Source organism: Bacillus cereus (assembly GCF_007678085.1).
Lineage (GTDB): Bacteria > Bacillota > Bacilli > Bacillales > Bacillaceae_G > Bacillus_A > Bacillus_A cereus_BE.
In genome coordinates this window covers 1,387,708-1,406,819 of the sequence record NZ_VEDW01000001.1, presented here as the reverse complement: position 1 = coordinate 1,406,819, position 19,112 = coordinate 1,387,708, and the positions used below count along the sequence as shown (strand labels likewise).

Genomic DNA, 19,112 nt, shown 5'->3' with positions numbered 1-19,112 from the left:
AAAAAACAGCCAATTGGACGGTGATATATCCAGCCAATTTTACTATGCTAAATATGGAAGGGGAGATTCGGATGAAACGATGGCAAATGGAATGGCTCCTAGTATCAGTAGCATTAGTATGGGGAGCAAATTATACAATTGGAAAGTATGGCGTGGCATATATGTCATCCATTCAATTTAATAGTTTACGATTTTTAGTAGCATCACCGGTATTATTACTTATTACATTTTTAATGGAACGCTCATTACGTATTGAAAGAAAAGATTGGTTACGATTAGTAGCAGTCGGTATAGTTGGAACGGCAATGTATCAAACGATGTTTATGCTATCTGTGAAATACACTTCAGCAACGAACGCCTCATTATTAATTGCGATGTCACCTATATTTACAGGGATATTAGCAGTGTTACACAAACAAGAACGTTTTTCGATGAAAGTACAAATTGGTTCAATAGTAGCGTTTATTGGTGCAGCATTTGTTTTATTAACAGGACATACAGGAGGAGCTAATTATGAATATGCGTGGCTCGGAAATGTAATTGGATTAGTAGCAGCGATTGCGTGGGGATGGTATCCAATTTTAGCACAACCTCTTATTACAAAATACTCCGCAATGAGAGTCACATCATGGTCTACTTTAATTGGAATTGTTCCGCTTGTTATATACTGTTTATTCAACGTAAATTCTTTAACGTGGCCAGTAGATACGCCAAGCTGGGGATCACTAGCATATTCAATCATCTTTGCGACAATCTTCGGACTAGCAATGTGGTATGTCGGTATTAGTCAAATAGGCTCAACGAAAGTAATGGTTTATATGTACCTCGTACCATTGTTCGCAGTTATCTTTGCGGCAGTAACAATTGGAGAGCAAATTAATATGATGCAACTCGTTGGCGGACTTATAATCTTCATCGGTTTATATGTTGTAAAAAAAGGTGGAATGAAAAAGCCTGCTCTCAATTTGAAAAAAGTAAGTTAACAGTAAAAAGGATCTCTTTCATATAGAAGGAGATTCTTTTTTATTTCGTAATATAAGCGCTTGTTCAACGGCCCATTTTTGATGATCGTGAAGGAGAAGCTCGACAGCAAGTAAAGGAAACATCCATCTTAAAACATGATCATCCTCACAGTTTTCAGTTTGTTTCTGCACCATGTTCGCAAAATAAAAGAACCCATCGTTTAAATAATATGTATCTTCCTTTTCAGCATAAAAATAGCGCATTGCATTACCGATATATTGATCAATTTCAATTGCCCATCCTAATTCCTCTAGTAGTTCACGGTGCAAACATTCTTCTTTTGTTTCATTACCTTCCATACCGCCACCAGGTAAAAAGTAACGGTCTTCTTTTTGGATAACAGCAATCTTTGAAGAAGATGAATGGAAAATAATCGCATAACAACTAGGTCTTAATACATAATGAACGGTACGTTTTTTCGAGCCAAATGTGAGTTTCGAAAGCATAAAACACGACCTTTCTCTATAAAATACATAAAAGGAATATTAAGGTAAAATAAGGTAAATTCAGAATTGTATAAGTATAATCTTAATAGATTGGAGTGGTAACAACATGATAAATCGAAAATGTGCAAGATGTAAAGAAATAACAGGTACGCTGCACGGTGGTAAAAAAATAAATGCAGAATTTTTATGTGAAGACTGTTTGCAAAAAGGAATTGCGAGCGGAGAAATCGAATTATCACAAGTGGAAGAAAAACAAACTTCGTATCTTTCTATAAAAATATTAAAAATAATGAGTGTTATTTATTTAATAGCATCTATCTTTATGGCTTTTTCAACCGTTCCATTTATACATAATATAGGATTTGATGAAATGTCCATTTCAGGCCCAGAATTAAGTTTAATAAGTATTGTTATGCTAGGTTCTTTATTCCAGTCTGTTCTTGTATTTTGCGGGATTTGGGTATTCATTCTATTAGTAGAAACCGTAATTAAAATTTATGAAAAAATGAAGTGAGTGAGAGGGAGAAACATATGCGAGTAAGAAACATCCAAGGGGAAGATTATGTAAAGATACATTCTGTTTTAAATGATTGGTGGGGCGGGAGAGACATGGCTGACATGTTGCCAAAATTGTTTTTCGTTCACTTTCAAGAAACGAGTTTTATCATTGAAGAAGATGGCGAAACGTTAGGTTTCTTATGTGGATTCTTTTCACAAACATATAAAGGTGAGGCGTATGTTCATTTTATTGGTGTAAATCCGAAGTATAGAAGAAGAGGAATCGCATCGACATTGTATTCTTACTTCTTTGATATCGCTCGTGCAAATAACCGTAAAGTTGTAAAAGCAATTACGTCACCAATTAACAAAAAGTCGATACTGTTTCATCAAGAAATCGGTTTTCGAATTGAGGCTGGGGATGATGAGGTAGAGGGTGTATCGGTACATACAAATTATGATGGGAACGGCGGTAGTAGAGTTTTGTTTTTGAAAAATGTGTAAGTTGATGAAAATAATAGTGTTATTGCAAGAGGAAGAAATAGAGTGCATCCACAAAGAGACGTGACAGCTCACGCAGAGATAGACGCTATTCGTAATGCAGGCCAAGCAATGTTTGATGCAAAAATAAACAATGAGAAGTTTACTATTTATAGCACGTTGGAACCGTGTCCAATGTGTACAGGCTGTATTTTATTTGCAAAAATACAGAGAGTAGTCTGGTTACTAAATGATGACTTAGGTTTTGGTGGATATAAAAAGATAAAAAACGCTTTAGTATTCGAAGGGAAATTTAATAAAATCGAAATGGTGGAAGAACCATTGGAAGATTTAAAAACGAGACAATTAGAACTTATGAGACAATGGGAGCTAAATCCAAACAATGTTGTTAATTTACGTAAGGCAATAAAAAAATAGTTGTTTCTTTAAATTAAAATACTGCCATATTACCATCAATTTAAAAAATATAGTGAAATTATATCAATTTAACAATAAAATATGGGAGAATCTATTACTAATAGAAAGCCGTCCTAAAAGTATTCTAGGATGGCTCTTTTTTGTTGTGAGGAGATAAAAAGTATGGAGATTAAACAAAGTAGAAATGAGTATGTAAGACGCATACATAAGGTTCAAGATTATATAGAATCAAACATAGACAGTTCACTATCCATTGAAGAGTTAGCGGATGTAGCAGGATTTTCAAAGTTTCATTTTCATCGGATTTTTAAGGGGATAGTAGACGAGCCATTATCACGGTATGTAAACCGATTGAAGTTAGAAAGGGCAACAAATCTACTTACATATCGCACAGATATGACGATTACACATATTGCGTATCATTTCGGGTTTACAGATTCAGCAGTTTTCTCCCGCACATTTAAAAGTCATTACGGAATAAGTCCATCTCAATATCGAAACGACAATAGCAAGAATTGCAAAGACGTAAGGAGATCTTCTCAATACAATGAGTGTAAGAAGGTTCGAGGAAATGTTGAAATTGTAACAGCGGACGATATACACGTCGCATATATAAGGCATATCGGTACATATGAAGAGTTAACGATAGCTTTTCCAAAAATGATAGAGAAATTATTTCATTACGCAGCGAAGGAAAACTGTCATGTATTTGAGGATACGAAAGTATTAACCATTTACCACGATCATCATGAATTTACTGAGGACAATCATTTAAGAACAAGTTTATGTATAAAAATTCCAGATGGGTCCGCAGTAGAAACGAGCGACATTGGAATAATGGTAATACCTTCTGGAAAGTATGCGGTAGGTCATTTTGAAATATTCCAGGATGAATATAAAGGAGTATGGGATTTTTTATACGGTGAGTGGCTTCCTAATAGCGGATATAAACCGAGAGATTCGTATCCTTTTGAATTGTATAAAAATGACCCAAGGCAGCACCCGGAAAATAAACATATAGTTGATATATATGTACCGATCGAACCTTTTTAATCATTGATTAAGGGGGAAGAACAATGCAAACTGCTGAAAAGCTAGATTATATTATAAAAGAAGAATACAAAAATATTAATGGTATGTTAGTAGTACAGAGAGGTAATGTTGTTTTTGAAAAGTATTATAATGGTTACAGTCCAAATAATGCATTTCATATAGCGTCAGTCACAAAAACGATAATTTCTGCGTTGATTGGATTATGTGTAGATAAAGGCTATATAAAAAGTGTTGATCAAAAAGTAATGGAATTTTTCCCGGAATATAACATTAATTCATCTGAAATAACAGTACGACATCTTCTTACGATGACAGTTCCACATCCATTCGTAGACTGGCAGGAACCGTTAGAAGAACTATGTACACAACAAGATTGGATACAATATACGTTAAATAGAATAGGGAACGGCGGAGAAATTGGACATTTTAAATATTCATCCGCAGGAGCTCATTTATTATCAGCAATCATAATGAGCGTAACAGGAAAAAATGCACGTGAATTTGCTAATGAATATCTATTTCAGCCACTCGGCATGAGAGAAATTCCAAACTATAATATGAAAGCATTTGGATTTGATGACTTATTGGGAAAAGATGTAAAGGGATGGGTTCATGATCCAAATGGTAATTCGACAGGCGGTTGGGGACTTACGTTAACAGTTAAAGATATGGCTAAGTTTGGACAGTTGTATTTGAATAAAGGTATTCATAATGGAAAGCAAATACTATCAAAATCATGGATAAAAGAATCGACAGAAATGAACCAAAATCAATATGGTTACTTATGGTGGTTACGAGAAGAGGATGGAATCTTTTCATACTGTGCCATGGGTGATGGTGGGAATGTGATTTGCTGCGTACCAGAGAAGGAACTGGTGGTGGCGATTGCTTCTGAAGTCATACCGAATGTAGAGGATAGATGGAAGTTAATTAAAGAGTGCATACTTCCTTATTTAAAAGATTAATATACTTATTTTTATAAAAACAAGAATGAAAGGTTTAGTTAAACTTGTTTTGTTCTTCATGATAGAAAAAAGTGTTGTATTAACTAAGATTAGAAAACTTCAACATCTATACGATTATTGAATAGGTGTTGAAGTACTTTATAATTTGTTTAGGTACTTTTAACTTTTCGATGTATTAGATACATCATGCCAAAAACAATTAACAGCAAGATAAATTTAATTAATTCCATTAGGCTAATATCCCATTTTGTTTCTACTCCATCTGTTAAATAAAATACATTAAACATACCATGTAAAATTGCAGGTGTTATCACAGAATGGCTATACTCTCTCGTATACGTCAAAATTATAGATACCATAAATAATAACGAGAGATAGCTTAATATTCCTACAAACCATAATTCATAATTTTTATAAAAGATTGATACTGGTAAATGCCATAAAGACCAAAGTGATGCAGTAATGATTGCTGTTTGTTTTAAAGAATATTTTTTTCGTAAATGGTAATGAAAATTTCCACGCCATATGATTTCTTCTAAAAATGCAGACAAAGCAGCAATTGTAAGACCAATGAGTAGGAGAAATCCCAATTCATTATAATGATTAAATAAGAATTTTATATTATAAATATAAAAATAGAAATGCAGACATAGACCTAGAAGTATTGGGAATAAAATGGAGAAAATTAATGGTTTTATTTTTGGACGTGAAACTCCAAATGTATGAACTAGTTTTTGTTTCTTATATAATTTCTGATATAAAATAGCAGCTAAAAGCGGAACAACCATCGTAAATCCTAAATAGTTACGACCATTTTCTATGTTCAGTAAGATGATATAAATAAGCGATGAGAGAAGATATATACATAATGTTGAATGATAAATTATGTTTCTATTAATATTTTTCACCTACCTAAGTATATATAAGTGATTAATCAAATATCCGATATTTTAATTATATATGAAATGGAAATTACATATGTTGAACTTGTAGAAAAAGTTAGACCAACCCCGTAACTTTTTACAACAAAAAATCGTTTAACAAAAGAAAGAATTTTCAATTACGAATGGGGGAGAACCATGAAGATTTTAATTCTAGGCGGTACACGTTTTTTAGGAAGAGCTTTTGTAGAAGAGGCTTTAAAAAGAGGGCATGAAGTTACATTATTTAATCGCGGAACACATAAAGAAATTTTTCCTGAAGTAGAGCAGTTAATCGGTGACAGAAATAATGATGTTTCAAGTTTACAAAATCGAAAATGGGACGTTGTCATAGATACGTGTGGATTTTCTCCGCATCATATTAGAAATGTTGGAGAAGCATTACACAATAATATAAAGCATTATATATTCATTTCAAGTCTTTCCGTTTATAAAGATTGGATTCCGTATCATATAAAAGAAGATTATATATTACAAGCTGAACCTACGGGTGATCAAATAAAGGCTGTGGAGAATGGTGAAGGTTCTCCTTATGAGTATTACGGTGCGCTGAAAGTATTGTGTGAAAAGGAAGCAGAGAAGTATTGGCCGGGGCGTGTTTTACACGTAAGAGCAGGACTTCTTTCTGGTATGTTTGATTATACAGACCGGCTTCCATACTGGATTGGGCGTGTAGCAAAGGGAGGGAAAGTGTTAGTTCCAGGAAGAAAAGACCGTCCAGTGCAGATAGTTGATATAAAAGACGTTGCAAACTGGGGACTAAACATGTCAGAAAACAATAAAGCAGGTACATTCAATGTTACAGGTCCAAACTATGAATTGACGATGGAAGAGCTATTAAATACGTGTAAAAAGGTTACGGATAGTGATGCTGCATTCGTTTGGGTAGATGAATCGTTTATGAATGAAAATAAAGTGCAGCCTTGGACAGAGATGCCACTATGGCTTCCTGAAGCTTTTTCATTAGAAGGTGAGACGAAGCCGTGGAAAGGTGGTTTTTCTATTAGTATTGAAAGTGCTGTTAAAGAAGGGCTTACTTTTAGAAAGTTAGAACATACAGTTACAGATGTGTATGAGTGGATGAAGAGTGTGGACGAATGGGAATTAAAAGCAGGTATTTCAGGAGAGAGGGAGAAAGATTTGATAGAAAAGTGGTATCAATCAATTTAGGGAATCCTCTTTTTCTATACTTGATTGAACATAAGTGATGGAAGGATAAAAAGCTATGTGGAAAATCAACATTCGTAGTATTTCACAAAACTTAAGTTTCAAAAATCCAGCTACAAAGAATGAACTCGCTGAAGTTCACAAAAATTTGCAGGTGGAATTACCGAATGATTTATATCAATTATTACAGGAAACAAACGGTGTACAAGGTGAGTATGGGGACTTTATATGGTCTGCTTCAAAAATTAAAACTGAAAATATGAATATGAGAAATATAGTTGATTTCAAGGATTTATATATGCCTTTTGACTGTTTATTATTTTTTGCTGATGGCGGAAATGGTGATTTGTTTGGTTATTCCATTTTGAACGGAATCGTGCAAAGAGATGATATATATGTATGGAATCATGAGAATGATAGTAGAACTTGGGTTGCTCCTTCGTTAGAAACTTTCATGAAGTGGTGGGAAAGTGGGAAGATAAAAATTTAAACATAGTATCATGAAAAACGCCTTGTTACGAAAGAAACAAGGCGTTTTTGGCAATTAACGAATCTACCAGTCTATCGGTTCTTCCACGTACATGTCCCATAACTTAGGAAACATCTTTTTTAATCCTTCTTCGTCATCTTCATTCCAGTCTAACTTGATATGAACTTTCTCAGATTGTTCTTTTGTTTCAAACTCTTTTGCTTTCACACTACCAGCTGTGCCAATTTCTCCGTAAAACACCACGTAGTCATTAGATAGCAGTAAGACCTCCACCTCAAAATCGAGCAAATACGAGGAAGACCCGTATAAATAAGTTGTATGAATTACATTTATTATTAGATCGTGTTTGTGACTGTATTTTAGAAATTTTCTGTTGATTTACAATGTTCGATAGTATATATTGTATATAAAGTATATATACAATATTTTTTAAAAAGAGGTATTTGCATGCAAATCGTTATTACGAACACTTCAAAGGAACCTATTTATGAACAAATTGGTGTCCAAATAAAAAAACTTATTTTATTAGGTGATTTAAAGCAAGGAGATGCTCTTCCTTCAATGCGTCAGTTAGCAAAAGATTTAAGGGTAAGTATTATTACAACGAAAAGAGCATATGAAGAACTGGAAAAAGACGGTTTTATTTATTCAATTGTCGGAAGGGGGTCCTTTGTAGCAGAACAAAACATTGAAACTATGAAAGAAAAAAAATTAAAGACAGTTGAGGAAAAGTTGTGTGAAGCGATTCAAAATGCTAAACAAATGGATGTTTCTTTAAATGATCTAAAAGAAATGCTTACAATTTTATACGAGGAGGAAAACTCTTGGAAAACGTAATAGAACTTCAAAATGTTAGTAAATCTTTTAAAGGATTTCAAATTAAAAATTTTTCGATGGAAGTAAAAAAAGGATTTGTTACGGGTTTTATTGGGGGAAATGGATCAGGTAAATCTACAACGATTAAAATGATTATGAATCTAATGAACCCGGATAGTGGAAATGTCTCCTTATTTGGTATGAACTATTCGACTGATGCGAAGCGAATTAAAGAAAGAATTGGTTTCGTTTATGACGATAATGTGTTTTATGATGAACTCACATTAAAGGAAATTACTAAAATTATTGCGCCTGCTTATAAAAAATGGGATTTTAACCAATTTACATATTATAAAGATTTGTTCGAATTACCATTAAATAAAAAAATGAAAACATTCTCCAAAGGAATGAAAATGAAAGCCTCTCTTGCAATTGCCCTTTCGCATCATGCTGAACTAATTATTATGGATGAGCCTACTTCCGGACTCGATCCGGTATTTAGAAGAGAATTATTGGATGTTTTACAAAATATTATGCAGGATGGTGAGAAAACTATCTTTTTCTCATCTCATATTACAACGGATTTAGACCGTATTGCCGATTATATTACATTTATTCAAAATGGGAAGCATATTTTTACAAAAGATATTTATGCCATTGCAGAAGATTATATTTTGGTAAAAGGACCACTAGATATGTTAGATTTTGATACTGAGCGTGAATTTATATCTGTATGTAAGGCAAATACAGGTTTCGAGGGATTGATTGAAAATGTAAGTTCTATCGAAACTTTATTTAATAAAGAAGTGGTGATTGAAAAACCAAGTTTAGAGGATATTATGTATTTCATGAAAAAGGGGGAGTCAAGATGCTTAATTTAATAAAAAAGGATTTGATTTTACAAAAAACTTTTTTACCTGCTTATCTCTTATTTCTAGTTACCTATTTGTGGGCTGGCATGGATGTAGCATATGTCATAATCATTTGTAGTGCCGTTTTTGTAATTAACACATATCAATCTGATGATAAAGATAATGCTAATATTTTAGTAAATTCATTACCGTATACTAGGAAGGAAATTATAAGTTCAAAATACGTTGGAACCTTATTTTTTACAATAGTAATCATCCCATTTTGTTTAGTTGGAAAATATTTTATTTTAGACAGCATGCAATTTCAACTTTCCTTAGAAAGTTACATCCTAGGCTTCTTGGCAGTCATGCTGATTACTGCATTTTACATCCCATTTTTTGTTGCATTTAAAGTGAAAACACTTGTACCAGTTTTTATATTTTTATCTATTGGAGTTATATATTTAATGCGAAATACTCCATATTTATTAAATAAATATGCTAATGGCGTACTGACCTTTTTAAAAGAGATTTCAGATTTGAAATTATTTCTTATATTTGCTGTCATAGCAGTGGGGTGCTATGGGGTTTCATGGATATTATCTATTCGTATCTATCAGAACAAGGCGCTTTAATAGCAAGATCTAAAAGGAGGATCTTTAAATGACATCAAAAAAAGGGCGTCCTATTCGAATACGAAATTGGCTGAAAACTCTTGGAGCATTTTTCGTTATGCAACTAATTTTTATCATCCTTGATATGAATTCGTGGATACCGAACTTCAAGGAAGGAGGAGTTGGGGAGCGTCTCGTTAATTCAGTGTTCTTTACGGAATGGTTCGCTCCTTATAAAACAAAGCAATTTAACGTATTAATGGTAGTTATGGCTATTTTATTATTCCTAAATGTATTAACAAGTGCAATAAAAGACGCTTTTTCTAGAAAAAGAATTAATTAGCACATAAGTTGACCTTGCGTCTTTTTTAATAATGTCTTAACAATATTTAAAAACAACAGGGAAAAGATAAAAACTCCATTTATTGAAGTTTTACTTTATCTTTTATAATGATTCCTTAGAAATTATTTGATTTTTCACTTTTGTATATTGGCAATGTTTCCATTCGTCCCCCATAATGCTTCTCTAGTGTGTGCAGTGATTGTGACATATGTATTTATACTTGTGATGACAAATGATGCGTATTGTTTTTGGAAAGTTGAAAAATTATTGAATGAAATAGAAAGATTTAGTAATCTTATTTGTACAGTACATACATAATAGTTTTATAGCGATTTTTAAATGAAATAAAGGGGGCAATCGGTGTGGACCTAACGTTTAAAGTAGAGGAAACATGTTTTAATTACCGAGTCGGAGCAATTTGCAAACACGATAATAAAATACTCATTCTGCAAGGTGACGGTGAAGATTTTTGGTATGTACCAGGCGGAAGAGTGAAAATGCTAGAAAATAGTGAAGACGCGTTAAAACGAGAACTTGCGGAAGAGTTAGCGGTTCCTATTGAGGTGAAGAGATTAATATGGTCGGTAGAAAATTTCTTTACACTTTCTAAACGAAAGTTTCATGAAATTAGTTTTTATTATGAAGTAGAGCTGAAACAATTACCTGCAAATGGGGCAGATCAATATATTTTGGAAGAAGAAGGTAGAACATATTTCTTTAAGTGGGTGCCTGTAGAAGAGTTAGATACATATAACTTACAGCCAGCGTTTATAAAAGAGAAAGTAAAGGATGTATTAGTTCATACAGAACATATCGTTTTACAAAAGTAAATGTATGCGGAGGGGAAAAGATGAAGGGGACTAAAAAAGAGATTCATATAGACGGAAAAGTAATTCCATATACACATATTGAAAAAGGTTCTAATACAGTATGCTTTATGTTTTCAGGCTCGGGATACAATTATGATAAACCTTTATTTTATTATGCGACGATGCTTATGCTCGAAAATAAAATAGATGTAGTACATATTCATTATTCTTATGACGAACAAGTAATGAATAAACCGATGGAAGAAGTAACAAAAATAATGATGGATGATGTTAATCCTTTAATGAAGGAAGTATTAAAAGGTGAGCAATACAATCATACGATGTTTTTAGGGAAGTCACTCGGAACAATTCCGATTGCAAATGATTTAATGAAGAAAGAAGATTTTTTACAGTCAAAAATGATACTACTTACACCTTTACTAACTTTTGATTCTATTTTTGAGTCGATTTTACATAGTCGCCACGAAGGGCTATTAGTAATTGGAGATAAAGATCACCAATATAATGCAGATCAAATCGATAAGTTACATAAGACGAATTTCCAAATTGAAGTTGTCAAAAATGCAAATCATTCTGTAAATGTTGGAGAATTTGAAACAGAGGATTCAATTGAAGCGATAGCAAAAATAATAGAAAAGCTTGAAGAAGTTGTTAGGACAAACTAATCTATCAATACATGCAAAAAAGAGGTGCAATTTGCACCTCTTTTACTTTAATAAGCCTTCAAAACATGAAGCAAATAATCCTTACGATTCAGTGGATTATAATCAACGCGTTTTCGAATAGGAAAGGGACCCGTCAGTTTAATAAAACCAGCTGGCTTCGTTGTAAATATACCTTCTCCTTCAGTGAATGAATGGAGCATTTGCTTAAAATTCTCTGTTTTCGCAACAGGTAATGACCCAGTTAACTGGTAAGAATCATTATTGAATATAGGCTCTGCAAAAGTTGCTGGAATAGCAGCTAATTTATACATTGCGGTACTAATTGCATGTTCCGGTACAGTTAATTCAAATTCGTTTACTGGTTCATATACACATGTTTCAGCTTGATTTAAAGCATTCATTAAAACGAGTGGTGTTAAGTTTCTAAAGTCACTCGCTGTTGTAACAGGACTAGCATAACCTGTATGGGTTAACGTGACGATAATGTCCGTAACTTCCCATCCGTTCAAACCTTGTTTTAACGTTTGAAATACAGTATCTTCAATCGCTTTATGAAATGCTAAAGGCAATGATCCAAGTTCAACACCTAACTTATATGTTATGCCAGAGTTAAGCTCACCACGTTCGATTTTAAAACCAATTGTTGCGTAAAATGGATTCGCTTTTTCGCCCATTACTTCAACGCTATTCCCTATGCCAATGGGTTTCTCAATACATACGACACGCGTATTTGAGAAAGTCACCTGCAAATTATATTTCTCAAAAAGAGTTGTTTCAATTACTTCTTTTTGTACTTCACCGAAAAGGCGAATATATAGTTCATTATGAACATCATCTTTCCGCACTTTAATGAGCGGATCTTCTTCACATAGCGCCATAAGTGCAGCGTATAAATCATGGATTCGTTCTTTTGGTAATGCTTCAATAGCAGCTTCCATTTGTGGTTCGGCAAAGTGAATGTCTTTTATATAATCAGTCCGTTCACCGATAATATCACCAATTGTAATATCATTCAGTCCCCATACTTTGCAAAATTCTCCGCTAGGAACGATAGAAGCTTGAACAGCATCTCCGTTATGAAATACACATATTTTCTTAATCTTTTCTTTATGTGCTAGAGCTTCCCCGCGCTGTATATCAACATATTTTCTAACGTGTAAACGACCAGAAAAAACTCTTACATATGCAATCTTTTCCCCAGAAGGTTCACGTTCAATTTTAAAAACAACACCGGATAATATTTCATTTTCTGCCGAATTTTTAGCTGGAATTAAGTCTGAAATATTTTCGAGCAATTCAGTTACTCCCATACCTGTCATAGCTGAACCGAAAAAGATAGGGAACACACTTGCTTGCGCTATTTGTTTAATGAGTTCTTCTCTTAATAGTGTGTCCGGTACGATTTCGTTATTTACGTATGACTCAAGTAATGATTCATTATATGGTGCTAACAGTTCCATACAATCGTCATATGATTTGTACTCAATAATCCGAGCTTTTTTCGTTCCTCCGTTTAGGGCAGAATAGAAGGGGAATGCTTCATTTGAAAGAACATCTTTTATTTGCTTCATAACTTTTTCAGTATTTGCGCCACTACGATCAATTTTATTTACGAATAATATTGTTGGTATGTTTAGTTTCTGTAATGTTCTCATTAAAATTTTTGTTTGTGCTTGCACACCTTCAACAGCAGAAATAACTAAAATTGCATCGTCTAAAACGCGGAATGATCGCTCCACTTCAGCGATAAAATCGGCATGTCCAGGTGTATCAATGACATTTACTTTTAAGTCATTGATAAAGAAAGAAACGACAGAAGCTTTAATCGTAATTCCGCGTTGTCTCTCTAATTCCATTGAGTCAGTTTGCGTATTACCATTATCAACCCGACCAATTTCTTTAATCACCTTCGTTTCGTAAAGAATACGCTCAGTCAAACTCGTCTTGCCAGCGTCTACGTGCGCGACAATCCCTATATTTATTGTTGTCATATGTGAATATCCTCATTTCATTTTCCATTTTTATTTCCTCATTTCTATTTGTGTATTGCCGCATTATAATCACTCTCCAGTCATTTAAATTAGTACTATTATAGTGCAATTAACATTTTTTGTAACGCGACAAAGCGCCTTAATTTGGAAAAATATAAATGAAAACAAAATGCTTGCATTCTAAATCGATATAGATTATATTAATTGACGTATCAACTATTGATACGTCAAATATTTTTGTTTTGCATGTAAAGGAGGGGTAGTTTGACAAGTTCATGCTCAAAAGAAGCGATTATTTTATATAAATTACACTTTCTAAATAAAGAAGTAAGTTCGAAGTTTGAAGGGTGTACGGGTATGAGCCAATCTCGATTAGAGCTTATACTTCAGTTATATGAAGTAGGTGAAATTAGTCAAAAAGCACTTCAACAAGAAGTGAATATTGATAATGCTGCGATAACGAGGCATTTAAAACAACTTGAGGCAAATGAAATGATAGTAAGACGTAAAAATCCAGATGATAACAGAATTACGTTAGTTTCTCTTACTGAAGAGGGACGAAATAAAATTCAGGCATTTCAAGAGGAAAAAGAACGTTTTGCAGCTTCAGCTTTTAAAGGATTAAGTGAAGAACAGCGCGATAATCTTTTAAATATGTTAAATCACATTCAAGAAAATATAAAAGAACTTTAAAAAAGGGAGAATACAACTATGACTAACTCAGTAAAAACAAATGATTTTAACGAAATTTTAACAGGACGCCGTTCAATTCGTAAGTACGATCCTTCAGTGAAAATTAGTAAAGAAGAAATGACAGAAATTCTTACAGAAGCAACACTTGCACCATCTTCAGTAAACATGCAACCATGGAGATTTTTGGTAATTGAAAGTGACGAAGCGAAAGCAACACTTGCGCCACTTGCGAAATTTAATCAATCTCAAGTAGAAACATCTTCAGCGATGATTGCTGTATTTGGTGATTTAAACAACTTTGATAACGCAGAAGAAATTTACGGTACAGCAGTAGAGCGCGGTTTAATGCCAGCTGAAGTAAAAGAAGATCAAATGAAAAAACTTTCAGCTTACTTCTCAATGGTTACACCAGAAGTCATGAAAGATACAGTACTAATTGACGGTGGTCTTGTAGCAATGCAATTTATGTTAACAGCTCGTGCTCACGGTTATGACACTTGCCCAATTGGCGGATTTGAAAAAGACCAAATCGCAGAAGCATTCGGATTAGATAAAGAACGTCACGTACCAGTAATGTTAATTTCAATCGGAAAAGCTGCTGACAGTGGTTACCAATCTGTACGCCTTCCAATTGAAAAAGTTGCTGAGTGGAAGTAATTTTATAAATACAGAAATAAGTGAGATATGAGAGGGGAAATACCATGATTATTATTCACGCAATATTTCAAGTAGATCCAGCAAAACAACAATCATTTTTAGAAGACATTCGTCCGCTCATTCATGGTTCAAGAGAAGAAAGTGGAAATCTATCTTATGATCTTTATAAAGATACGGAAAAAGAAAATGTGTATACGATGGTAGAAATATGGAAAGATGCAGAGGCAGTTGCGAGTCATAATACGAGTGAACACTTCACATCTTTCGTTAGTAAAGTAAAACAGTTTTTAACTGCTCCTCTTGATATAAAAGCTTATAATGGAGAGTTAGTAAAATAATATAATGAAAAAGATGACTTTAGCTTATAGTGCTAGGGTCATCTTTTTTTTATCCTTTTCGGCAATTCAGGTGGAGATGAATTGCCGTCAGAAGGTAGGCTGAACACTTTTGTTTCGTTCATAATAAATTTACCAGGGCGAATATTTGTTTCTTTTGTCTTGCGATGCAATCTGCTGCCCCTGGATAAGGAGGGAATATATCGTAGGACAACGAAATTGGATAATATAATCATTTGGTTACTTGATTGAAAAGTAATTTTAATGAACTCTCTAAGAAAGGTGGTGAAAACAATGGCTAGAAAGAAAGCAGTGAAAGTATTACGCAAACAAAAGAAAAGAGAAACTATGAAACGATTCACGCAGAAACAGAATGTTGGGCGAGCTTGCTTGACTGCAAAAGAATTTCGTTTACTTCAGCGTATGTCACATAGTTCAAAAGCATTGCGAAATGTTGGATTGTACACGATGAAACAAAGTTATTTGACCCATAATAAAATTGCCACTGTAAAAGAAATAGACACCGCCATGCAAGTCGATATGAACTACTGGGGCATTCAATCAAACTCTGTCCAAGCCATTCGTAGAGCCTTGTATGCAGAAGTAAAGAGCTTTTTTAAAGCCTTGGAACAGTGGAAGAAAAATCCTGAGAAGTTCACAGGGCGTCCTAAGTTTCCGAATTATTCTCGTTCAACTGACAAACGAATTATTGAAATCTATCAAGTGCCAAAAGTGGATAATAACGGGTATTGGATGATTCCGATGAATGTGGCATTTAGAAAAAAATTTGGTTCCATTAAAATACGTATGCCAAAAAACTTAAGACATAAAAAAATCTCTTACATTGAGATTGTACCGAAGCAAAAAGGTCGGTTCTTTGAGGTGCATTATACATATGAGATGCACGTTTCTCAAATGAAGAAACCATCCACGACTACGAGTAACGCTTTGAGTGGCGATTTAGGTGTAGATAGATTAGTAAGTTGCGTGACAAATACAGGTGATGCATTTTTAATTGATGGAAAAAAACTAAAATCCATTAACCAGTACTTCAACAAAATGATATGTAATCTCCAGCAGAAAAATATTGAAAACGGAATTTCAAAGCGAGTTGTAACGAATCAAATGGCTGCACTTTGGCATAAACGGGAACGACAAATAAATGGTTACATTTCACAAACGGTAGGCCTGTTATTTAAAAAAGTGAACGCATGTAATATAGATACGGTTGTCGTAGGGTATAACACTGGTTGGAAACAAAAATCTAATATGGGAAAAAAGAATAACCAAAAATTTGTTCAAATCCCGTTTTATAAACTGATTGCAGCGATTGAGAATAAATGTATAAAAGAAGGTATCCGATTTTTCAAACAAGAAGAAAGTTATACTTCAAAAGCTAGTTTTCTTGATAAAGATCCGGTTCCAGTTTGGACTAAGGATGATAAGACGTATTATCACTTTAGTGGCAAACGAATGACTCGTGGTCTGTACCAAAGTAAAGCAGGAAGGTGTATTCATGCGGATATTAACGGTGCATTGAATACCTTGAAAAAATCAAAAGTTATAGAATTGGAAGAGAATCTTAAAGTGAAAACGCCGATTCTATTAGAAGTGCAAAAAAGTAAGGCTGTTGCTTCGCGCATAGCTTAGTGGGTGCGTCAACCATCCATGTGTACTCGACTTGTCGGGGCTTGTAGCACACGCCGGAGTCATCTGAGTGGTGGCTTCTTTCATAAGGAAGAACTGCTCTTTTTCGAAAGGGTGGTGCAAGTGGGAAAGCAATCGTTCGTTGCCAGTACCAACCAAAAACATACTTGGGGTGTTACCATAAGGTGGCATGAATGCTAGAGCGTCAACTGTCTAGTGATAGACGAAAAGACCTAGCGTTCTAACTCAAGCCCCCACTGAAACGTTTCATCTCAGTGGGGGTAGTTGACCAAAGCAACAGTTACTACTTTTAGTTTTGCAGTATTGGGAATCACCTTTGGCATTGTACACGAGCTATTACAGCCATGGAGTCTCAGTTTAATGGTTTGGTATTGGTTGTTAGTGTTACTTTTGTTTGTAACGACTATAATATTATTAGTTTTTGTATTATTTGTTAATCGTAAAAATTATAATATTCCTGGAAGATATAGAATACTTATACTGTTTAATCTATTTCTTACGTTAGTACCAGTACTGTGGCCACTACTTCTTACTATTATAGGAAATGGTATGAACGCTAGTGCAGGATGGTAAAAGTTAATAGAGTGCTTAAAAGAACGTGTTTATAAATGAAAACACGTTCTTTTTTTATTTCCATACATAATTTTTTCTCATCTGGTCGCCAAATTTTGAAAGTAAGTATTTCGTAAGGAATGGATAAGAAAAAAGAGAGTTTTATCATTTAGGATGAAAGTATAACTTGAATCAATACGATATGAATAGAGGAGAGAAGATCATGAAAAAATGTAATTCAATTAAGTTAGCAAGTTTGACAGTTTTATTAGCGGGTACTACTATATTCGCACCTGGTTTTACTTTGAAGGCAGATTCAGCTCAAAATATTTCTAGTCCATCACAAGTGCACGATCAAAAGAATCGAAATAGTTTGAAACGAGTAATGGAGGAAACAGTACAGCTTGGCGCTACAGGGATACTAGCTAAGGCGTATAATAACGGAAAAACTAGTAGTTACACTGCTGGCGTTGCAGATTTAAGTACAAAGAAACCGATGAAATCGGACTATCGCTTTCGGATTGGTAGTGTGACGAAGACTTTTACTGCTACGACTGTTCTTCAATTAGTAGGTGAAAATCGTTTGCAACTTGACGATTCAATTGAAAAGTGGCTGCCAGGCCTCATTCAAGGAAATGGGTATGATGGCAATCAAATTACGATACGTCAACTTTTGAATCATACGAGTGGTATAGCTGAATACTTAAAATCAAAAGACGCTGACATAATGAATTCAAAGAAAACGTATGTAGCAGAAGAAATAGTAAAGATAGGACTCGCTCTACCTCCAGATTTTTCGCCAGGTAAAGGTTGGTCGTATTCAAACACAGGATACGTAATACTAGGAATGCTAATTGAAAAAATAACTGGTAATAGTTATGCAGAAGAAATTGAAAAGCGCATTATTGAGCCTTTGGACCTATCAAATACGTTTTTACCAGGTAATTCACCCGTCATCCCAGGAAAGAATCATGCTCGGGGATATGTGAAAATTGACGGGGAAAGTAAGTTGAAAGATATGACAGATTATAATCCGAGTTTAGCTAATGCAGCTGGAGATATGATTTCTAATGCGGACGATTTAAATAAGTTCTTTTCATCTTTACTCGGTGGTAAGTTACTAAAGCAACACGAGCTAAAAGAAATGCTTACTACAGTTCCTGTAGAAGGAAAAGAGGTTGGTGACGGATATGGTCTTGGAATCTATGAAACTAAACTTCCTAACGGTGTATCAGTTTGGGGGCACGGAGGAGGAATTCCTGGATTTACAACTTTTGCTGGTGGAGTAATGGGAGGCAAACATACATTGGCTATCAGTGTTAACTCTATAGGTGGGATCGATATTGTTCCACAGTTTAATAAAATGATGCAAATTGAATTTAAGAAATAAATGAAAAGAATGTGAATGGGATCCTGCTCTAAAGGACAGTATTAGCATTCATAGTATGACATCAAGTGTAATTCAATCGTATAGTTTAGTATAAAAAAAGGATGTCGGTTACACGACATCCTTTTTTTATTGAGAATCAAAGAAGTATGTTTTAAATTTTGAAAATTGTTATTTTTGCAATCATTCCATATAATGAAGGGGATAGG

The 19,112-nt window shown here is 34.1% G+C and carries 22 protein-coding genes and 2 pseudogenes; 20 read left to right on the top strand and 4 right to left on the bottom strand.

From position 1 onward, the window contains the following. Positions 1-71: 71 nt before the first annotated feature. The gene (locus tag FS742_RS07255) at positions 72-983 is read left to right on the top strand and encodes a DMT family transporter (RefSeq protein ID WP_144611789.1); all 912 of its coding nucleotides are present in this window, start codon (positions 72-74) and stop codon (positions 981-983) included. An 18-nt stretch (positions 984-1,001) separates the two neighbouring features. On the opposite strand, the gene FS742_RS07250 is transcribed toward FS742_RS07255, so the two are convergent. Further along, the gene (locus FS742_RS07250; RefSeq protein ID WP_144611788.1) at positions 1,002-1,469 is read right to left on the bottom strand and encodes an NUDIX hydrolase; all 468 of its coding nucleotides are present in this window, start codon (positions 1,467-1,469) and stop codon (positions 1,002-1,004) included. Between the two features lie 106 nt (positions 1,470-1,575). Here FS742_RS07250 and FS742_RS07245 point away from each other — a divergent pair, with 106 nt between their 5' ends. The 5 genes and pseudogenes from FS742_RS07245 to FS742_RS07225 all read left to right on the top strand — a co-directional run bounded on the left by FS742_RS07245 (position 1,576) and on the right by FS742_RS07225 (position 4,903). Further along, entirely contained in the window at positions 1,576-1,983 is a 408-nt protein-coding gene (locus FS742_RS07245) for a DUF3980 domain-containing protein (protein WP_144611787.1), read from the top strand. A gap of 17 nt (positions 1,984-2,000) precedes the next feature. Further along, positions 2,001-2,471, top strand: a complete 471-nt coding sequence (locus tag FS742_RS07240) for a GNAT family N-acetyltransferase (protein ID WP_144611786.1) — start codon at positions 2,001-2,003, stop codon at positions 2,469-2,471. Further along, positions 2,472-2,885, top strand: a pseudogene (locus tag FS742_RS07235) (nucleoside deaminase); the annotation flags it as partial. A gap of 162 nt (positions 2,886-3,047) precedes the next feature. After that, positions 3,048-3,938 (top strand): AraC family transcriptional regulator, encoded by an 891-nt coding sequence (locus tag FS742_RS07230; RefSeq protein ID WP_144611785.1) that lies wholly within the window; start codon positions 3,048-3,050, stop codon positions 3,936-3,938. A gap of 23 nt (positions 3,939-3,961) precedes the next feature. Continuing rightward, positions 3,962-4,903, top strand: coding sequence for a serine hydrolase domain-containing protein (locus FS742_RS07225; protein WP_144611784.1), 942 nt, complete (start codon positions 3,962-3,964; stop codon positions 4,901-4,903). Positions 4,904-5,052: 149 nt separating this feature from the next. Here FS742_RS07225 and FS742_RS07220 read toward each other — a convergent pair whose 3' ends face one another. After that, entirely contained in the window at positions 5,053-5,811 is a 759-nt protein-coding gene (locus FS742_RS07220) for a CPBP family intramembrane glutamic endopeptidase (protein ID WP_144611783.1), read from the bottom strand. A 171-nt stretch (positions 5,812-5,982) separates the two neighbouring features. Between FS742_RS07220 and FS742_RS07215 the strand changes: the two genes are divergently transcribed. Together FS742_RS07215 and FS742_RS07210 are read left to right on the top strand one after the other, a co-directional pair. Continuing rightward, the gene (locus FS742_RS07215; RefSeq protein ID WP_144611782.1) at positions 5,983-7,014 is read left to right on the top strand and encodes an SDR family oxidoreductase; all 1,032 of its coding nucleotides are present in this window, start codon (positions 5,983-5,985) and stop codon (positions 7,012-7,014) included. 55 nt (positions 7,015-7,069) lie between these two features. After that, a complete protein-coding gene (locus FS742_RS07210; protein ID WP_144611781.1) occupies positions 7,070-7,501 on the top strand; it encodes an SMI1/KNR4 family protein in 432 nt (143 codons plus the stop codon). A 63-nt stretch (positions 7,502-7,564) separates the two neighbouring features. On the opposite strand, the gene FS742_RS07205 is transcribed toward FS742_RS07210, so the two are convergent. Then, positions 7,565-7,762 carry a hypothetical protein gene (locus tag FS742_RS07205; RefSeq protein WP_144612075.1) on the bottom strand — a complete coding sequence of 66 codons (198 nt, stop codon included), beginning with the start codon at positions 7,760-7,762 and terminating at the stop codon, positions 7,565-7,567. Between the two features lie 186 nt (positions 7,763-7,948). Here FS742_RS07205 and FS742_RS07200 point away from each other — a divergent pair, with 186 nt between their 5' ends. From FS742_RS07200 to FS742_RS07175, 6 genes are all read left to right on the top strand, one after another. After that, positions 7,949-8,338 (top strand): GntR family transcriptional regulator, encoded by a 390-nt coding sequence (locus FS742_RS07200; protein ID WP_001167593.1) that lies wholly within the window; start codon positions 7,949-7,951, stop codon positions 8,336-8,338. Next, positions 8,326-9,198: an ABC transporter ATP-binding protein gene (locus tag FS742_RS07195; RefSeq protein WP_098238257.1), complete on the top strand. Its 873-nt coding sequence runs from the start codon at positions 8,326-8,328 to the stop codon at positions 9,196-9,198. The genes FS742_RS07200 and FS742_RS07195 overlap by 13 nt, the downstream gene beginning before the upstream one ends. Further along, the gene (locus FS742_RS07190; protein WP_144611780.1) at positions 9,186-9,803 is read left to right on the top strand and encodes an ABC-2 transporter permease; all 618 of its coding nucleotides are present in this window, start codon (positions 9,186-9,188) and stop codon (positions 9,801-9,803) included. The genes FS742_RS07195 and FS742_RS07190 overlap by 13 nt, the downstream gene beginning before the upstream one ends. Positions 9,804-9,831: 28 nt before the next feature. After that, positions 9,832-10,125, top strand: coding sequence for a YfzA family protein (locus FS742_RS07185; protein ID WP_144611779.1), 294 nt, complete (start codon positions 9,832-9,834; stop codon positions 10,123-10,125). A 362-nt stretch (positions 10,126-10,487) separates the two neighbouring features. Next, positions 10,488-10,955 carry an NUDIX hydrolase gene (locus FS742_RS07180; RefSeq protein WP_144611778.1) on the top strand — a complete coding sequence of 156 codons (468 nt, stop codon included), beginning with the start codon at positions 10,488-10,490 and terminating at the stop codon, positions 10,953-10,955. Positions 10,956-10,975: 20 nt separating this feature from the next. Then, positions 10,976-11,620, top strand: a complete 645-nt coding sequence (locus tag FS742_RS07175; RefSeq protein WP_144611777.1) for an alpha/beta hydrolase — start codon at positions 10,976-10,978, stop codon at positions 11,618-11,620. A gap of 47 nt (positions 11,621-11,667) precedes the next feature. Here the strand turns inward: FS742_RS07175 and FS742_RS07170 are convergent, their stop codons facing one another. Next, positions 11,668-13,611 carry an elongation factor G gene (locus FS742_RS07170; protein WP_144611776.1) on the bottom strand — a complete coding sequence of 648 codons (1,944 nt, stop codon included), beginning with the start codon at positions 13,609-13,611 and terminating at the stop codon, positions 11,668-11,670. Between the two features lie 264 nt (positions 13,612-13,875). Here FS742_RS07170 and FS742_RS07160 point away from each other — a divergent pair, with 264 nt between their 5' ends. The 6 genes and pseudogenes from FS742_RS07160 (at position 13,876) to FS742_RS07125 (ending at position 18,906) form a co-directional block, all read left to right on the top strand. Then, positions 13,876-14,304 carry a MarR family winged helix-turn-helix transcriptional regulator gene (locus FS742_RS07160; protein ID WP_000204175.1) on the top strand — a complete coding sequence of 143 codons (429 nt, stop codon included), beginning with the start codon at positions 13,876-13,878 and terminating at the stop codon, positions 14,302-14,304. Positions 14,305-14,322: 18 nt separating this feature from the next. Then, positions 14,323-14,961 (top strand): nitroreductase family protein, encoded by a 639-nt coding sequence (locus FS742_RS07155; protein WP_144611775.1) that lies wholly within the window; start codon positions 14,323-14,325, stop codon positions 14,959-14,961. A gap of 44 nt (positions 14,962-15,005) precedes the next feature. After that, positions 15,006-15,299, top strand: a complete 294-nt coding sequence (locus FS742_RS07150) for a putative quinol monooxygenase (RefSeq protein WP_144611774.1) — start codon at positions 15,006-15,008, stop codon at positions 15,297-15,299. Positions 15,300-15,590: 291 nt separating this feature from the next. Beyond that, positions 15,591-16,946, top strand: a complete 1,356-nt coding sequence (locus tag FS742_RS07140; RefSeq protein ID WP_144611773.1) for an RNA-guided endonuclease TnpB family protein — start codon at positions 15,591-15,593, stop codon at positions 16,944-16,946. Between the two features lie 282 nt (positions 16,947-17,228). After that, positions 17,229-17,537 (top strand): annotated as a pseudogene (locus tag FS742_RS07130) (DUF3902 family protein); the annotation flags it as partial. A 202-nt stretch (positions 17,538-17,739) separates the two neighbouring features. Then, positions 17,740-18,906 (top strand): serine hydrolase domain-containing protein, encoded by a 1,167-nt coding sequence (locus tag FS742_RS07125; RefSeq protein WP_144611772.1) that lies wholly within the window; start codon positions 17,740-17,742, stop codon positions 18,904-18,906. The last annotated feature ends 206 nt before the right edge of the window (positions 18,907-19,112 follow it).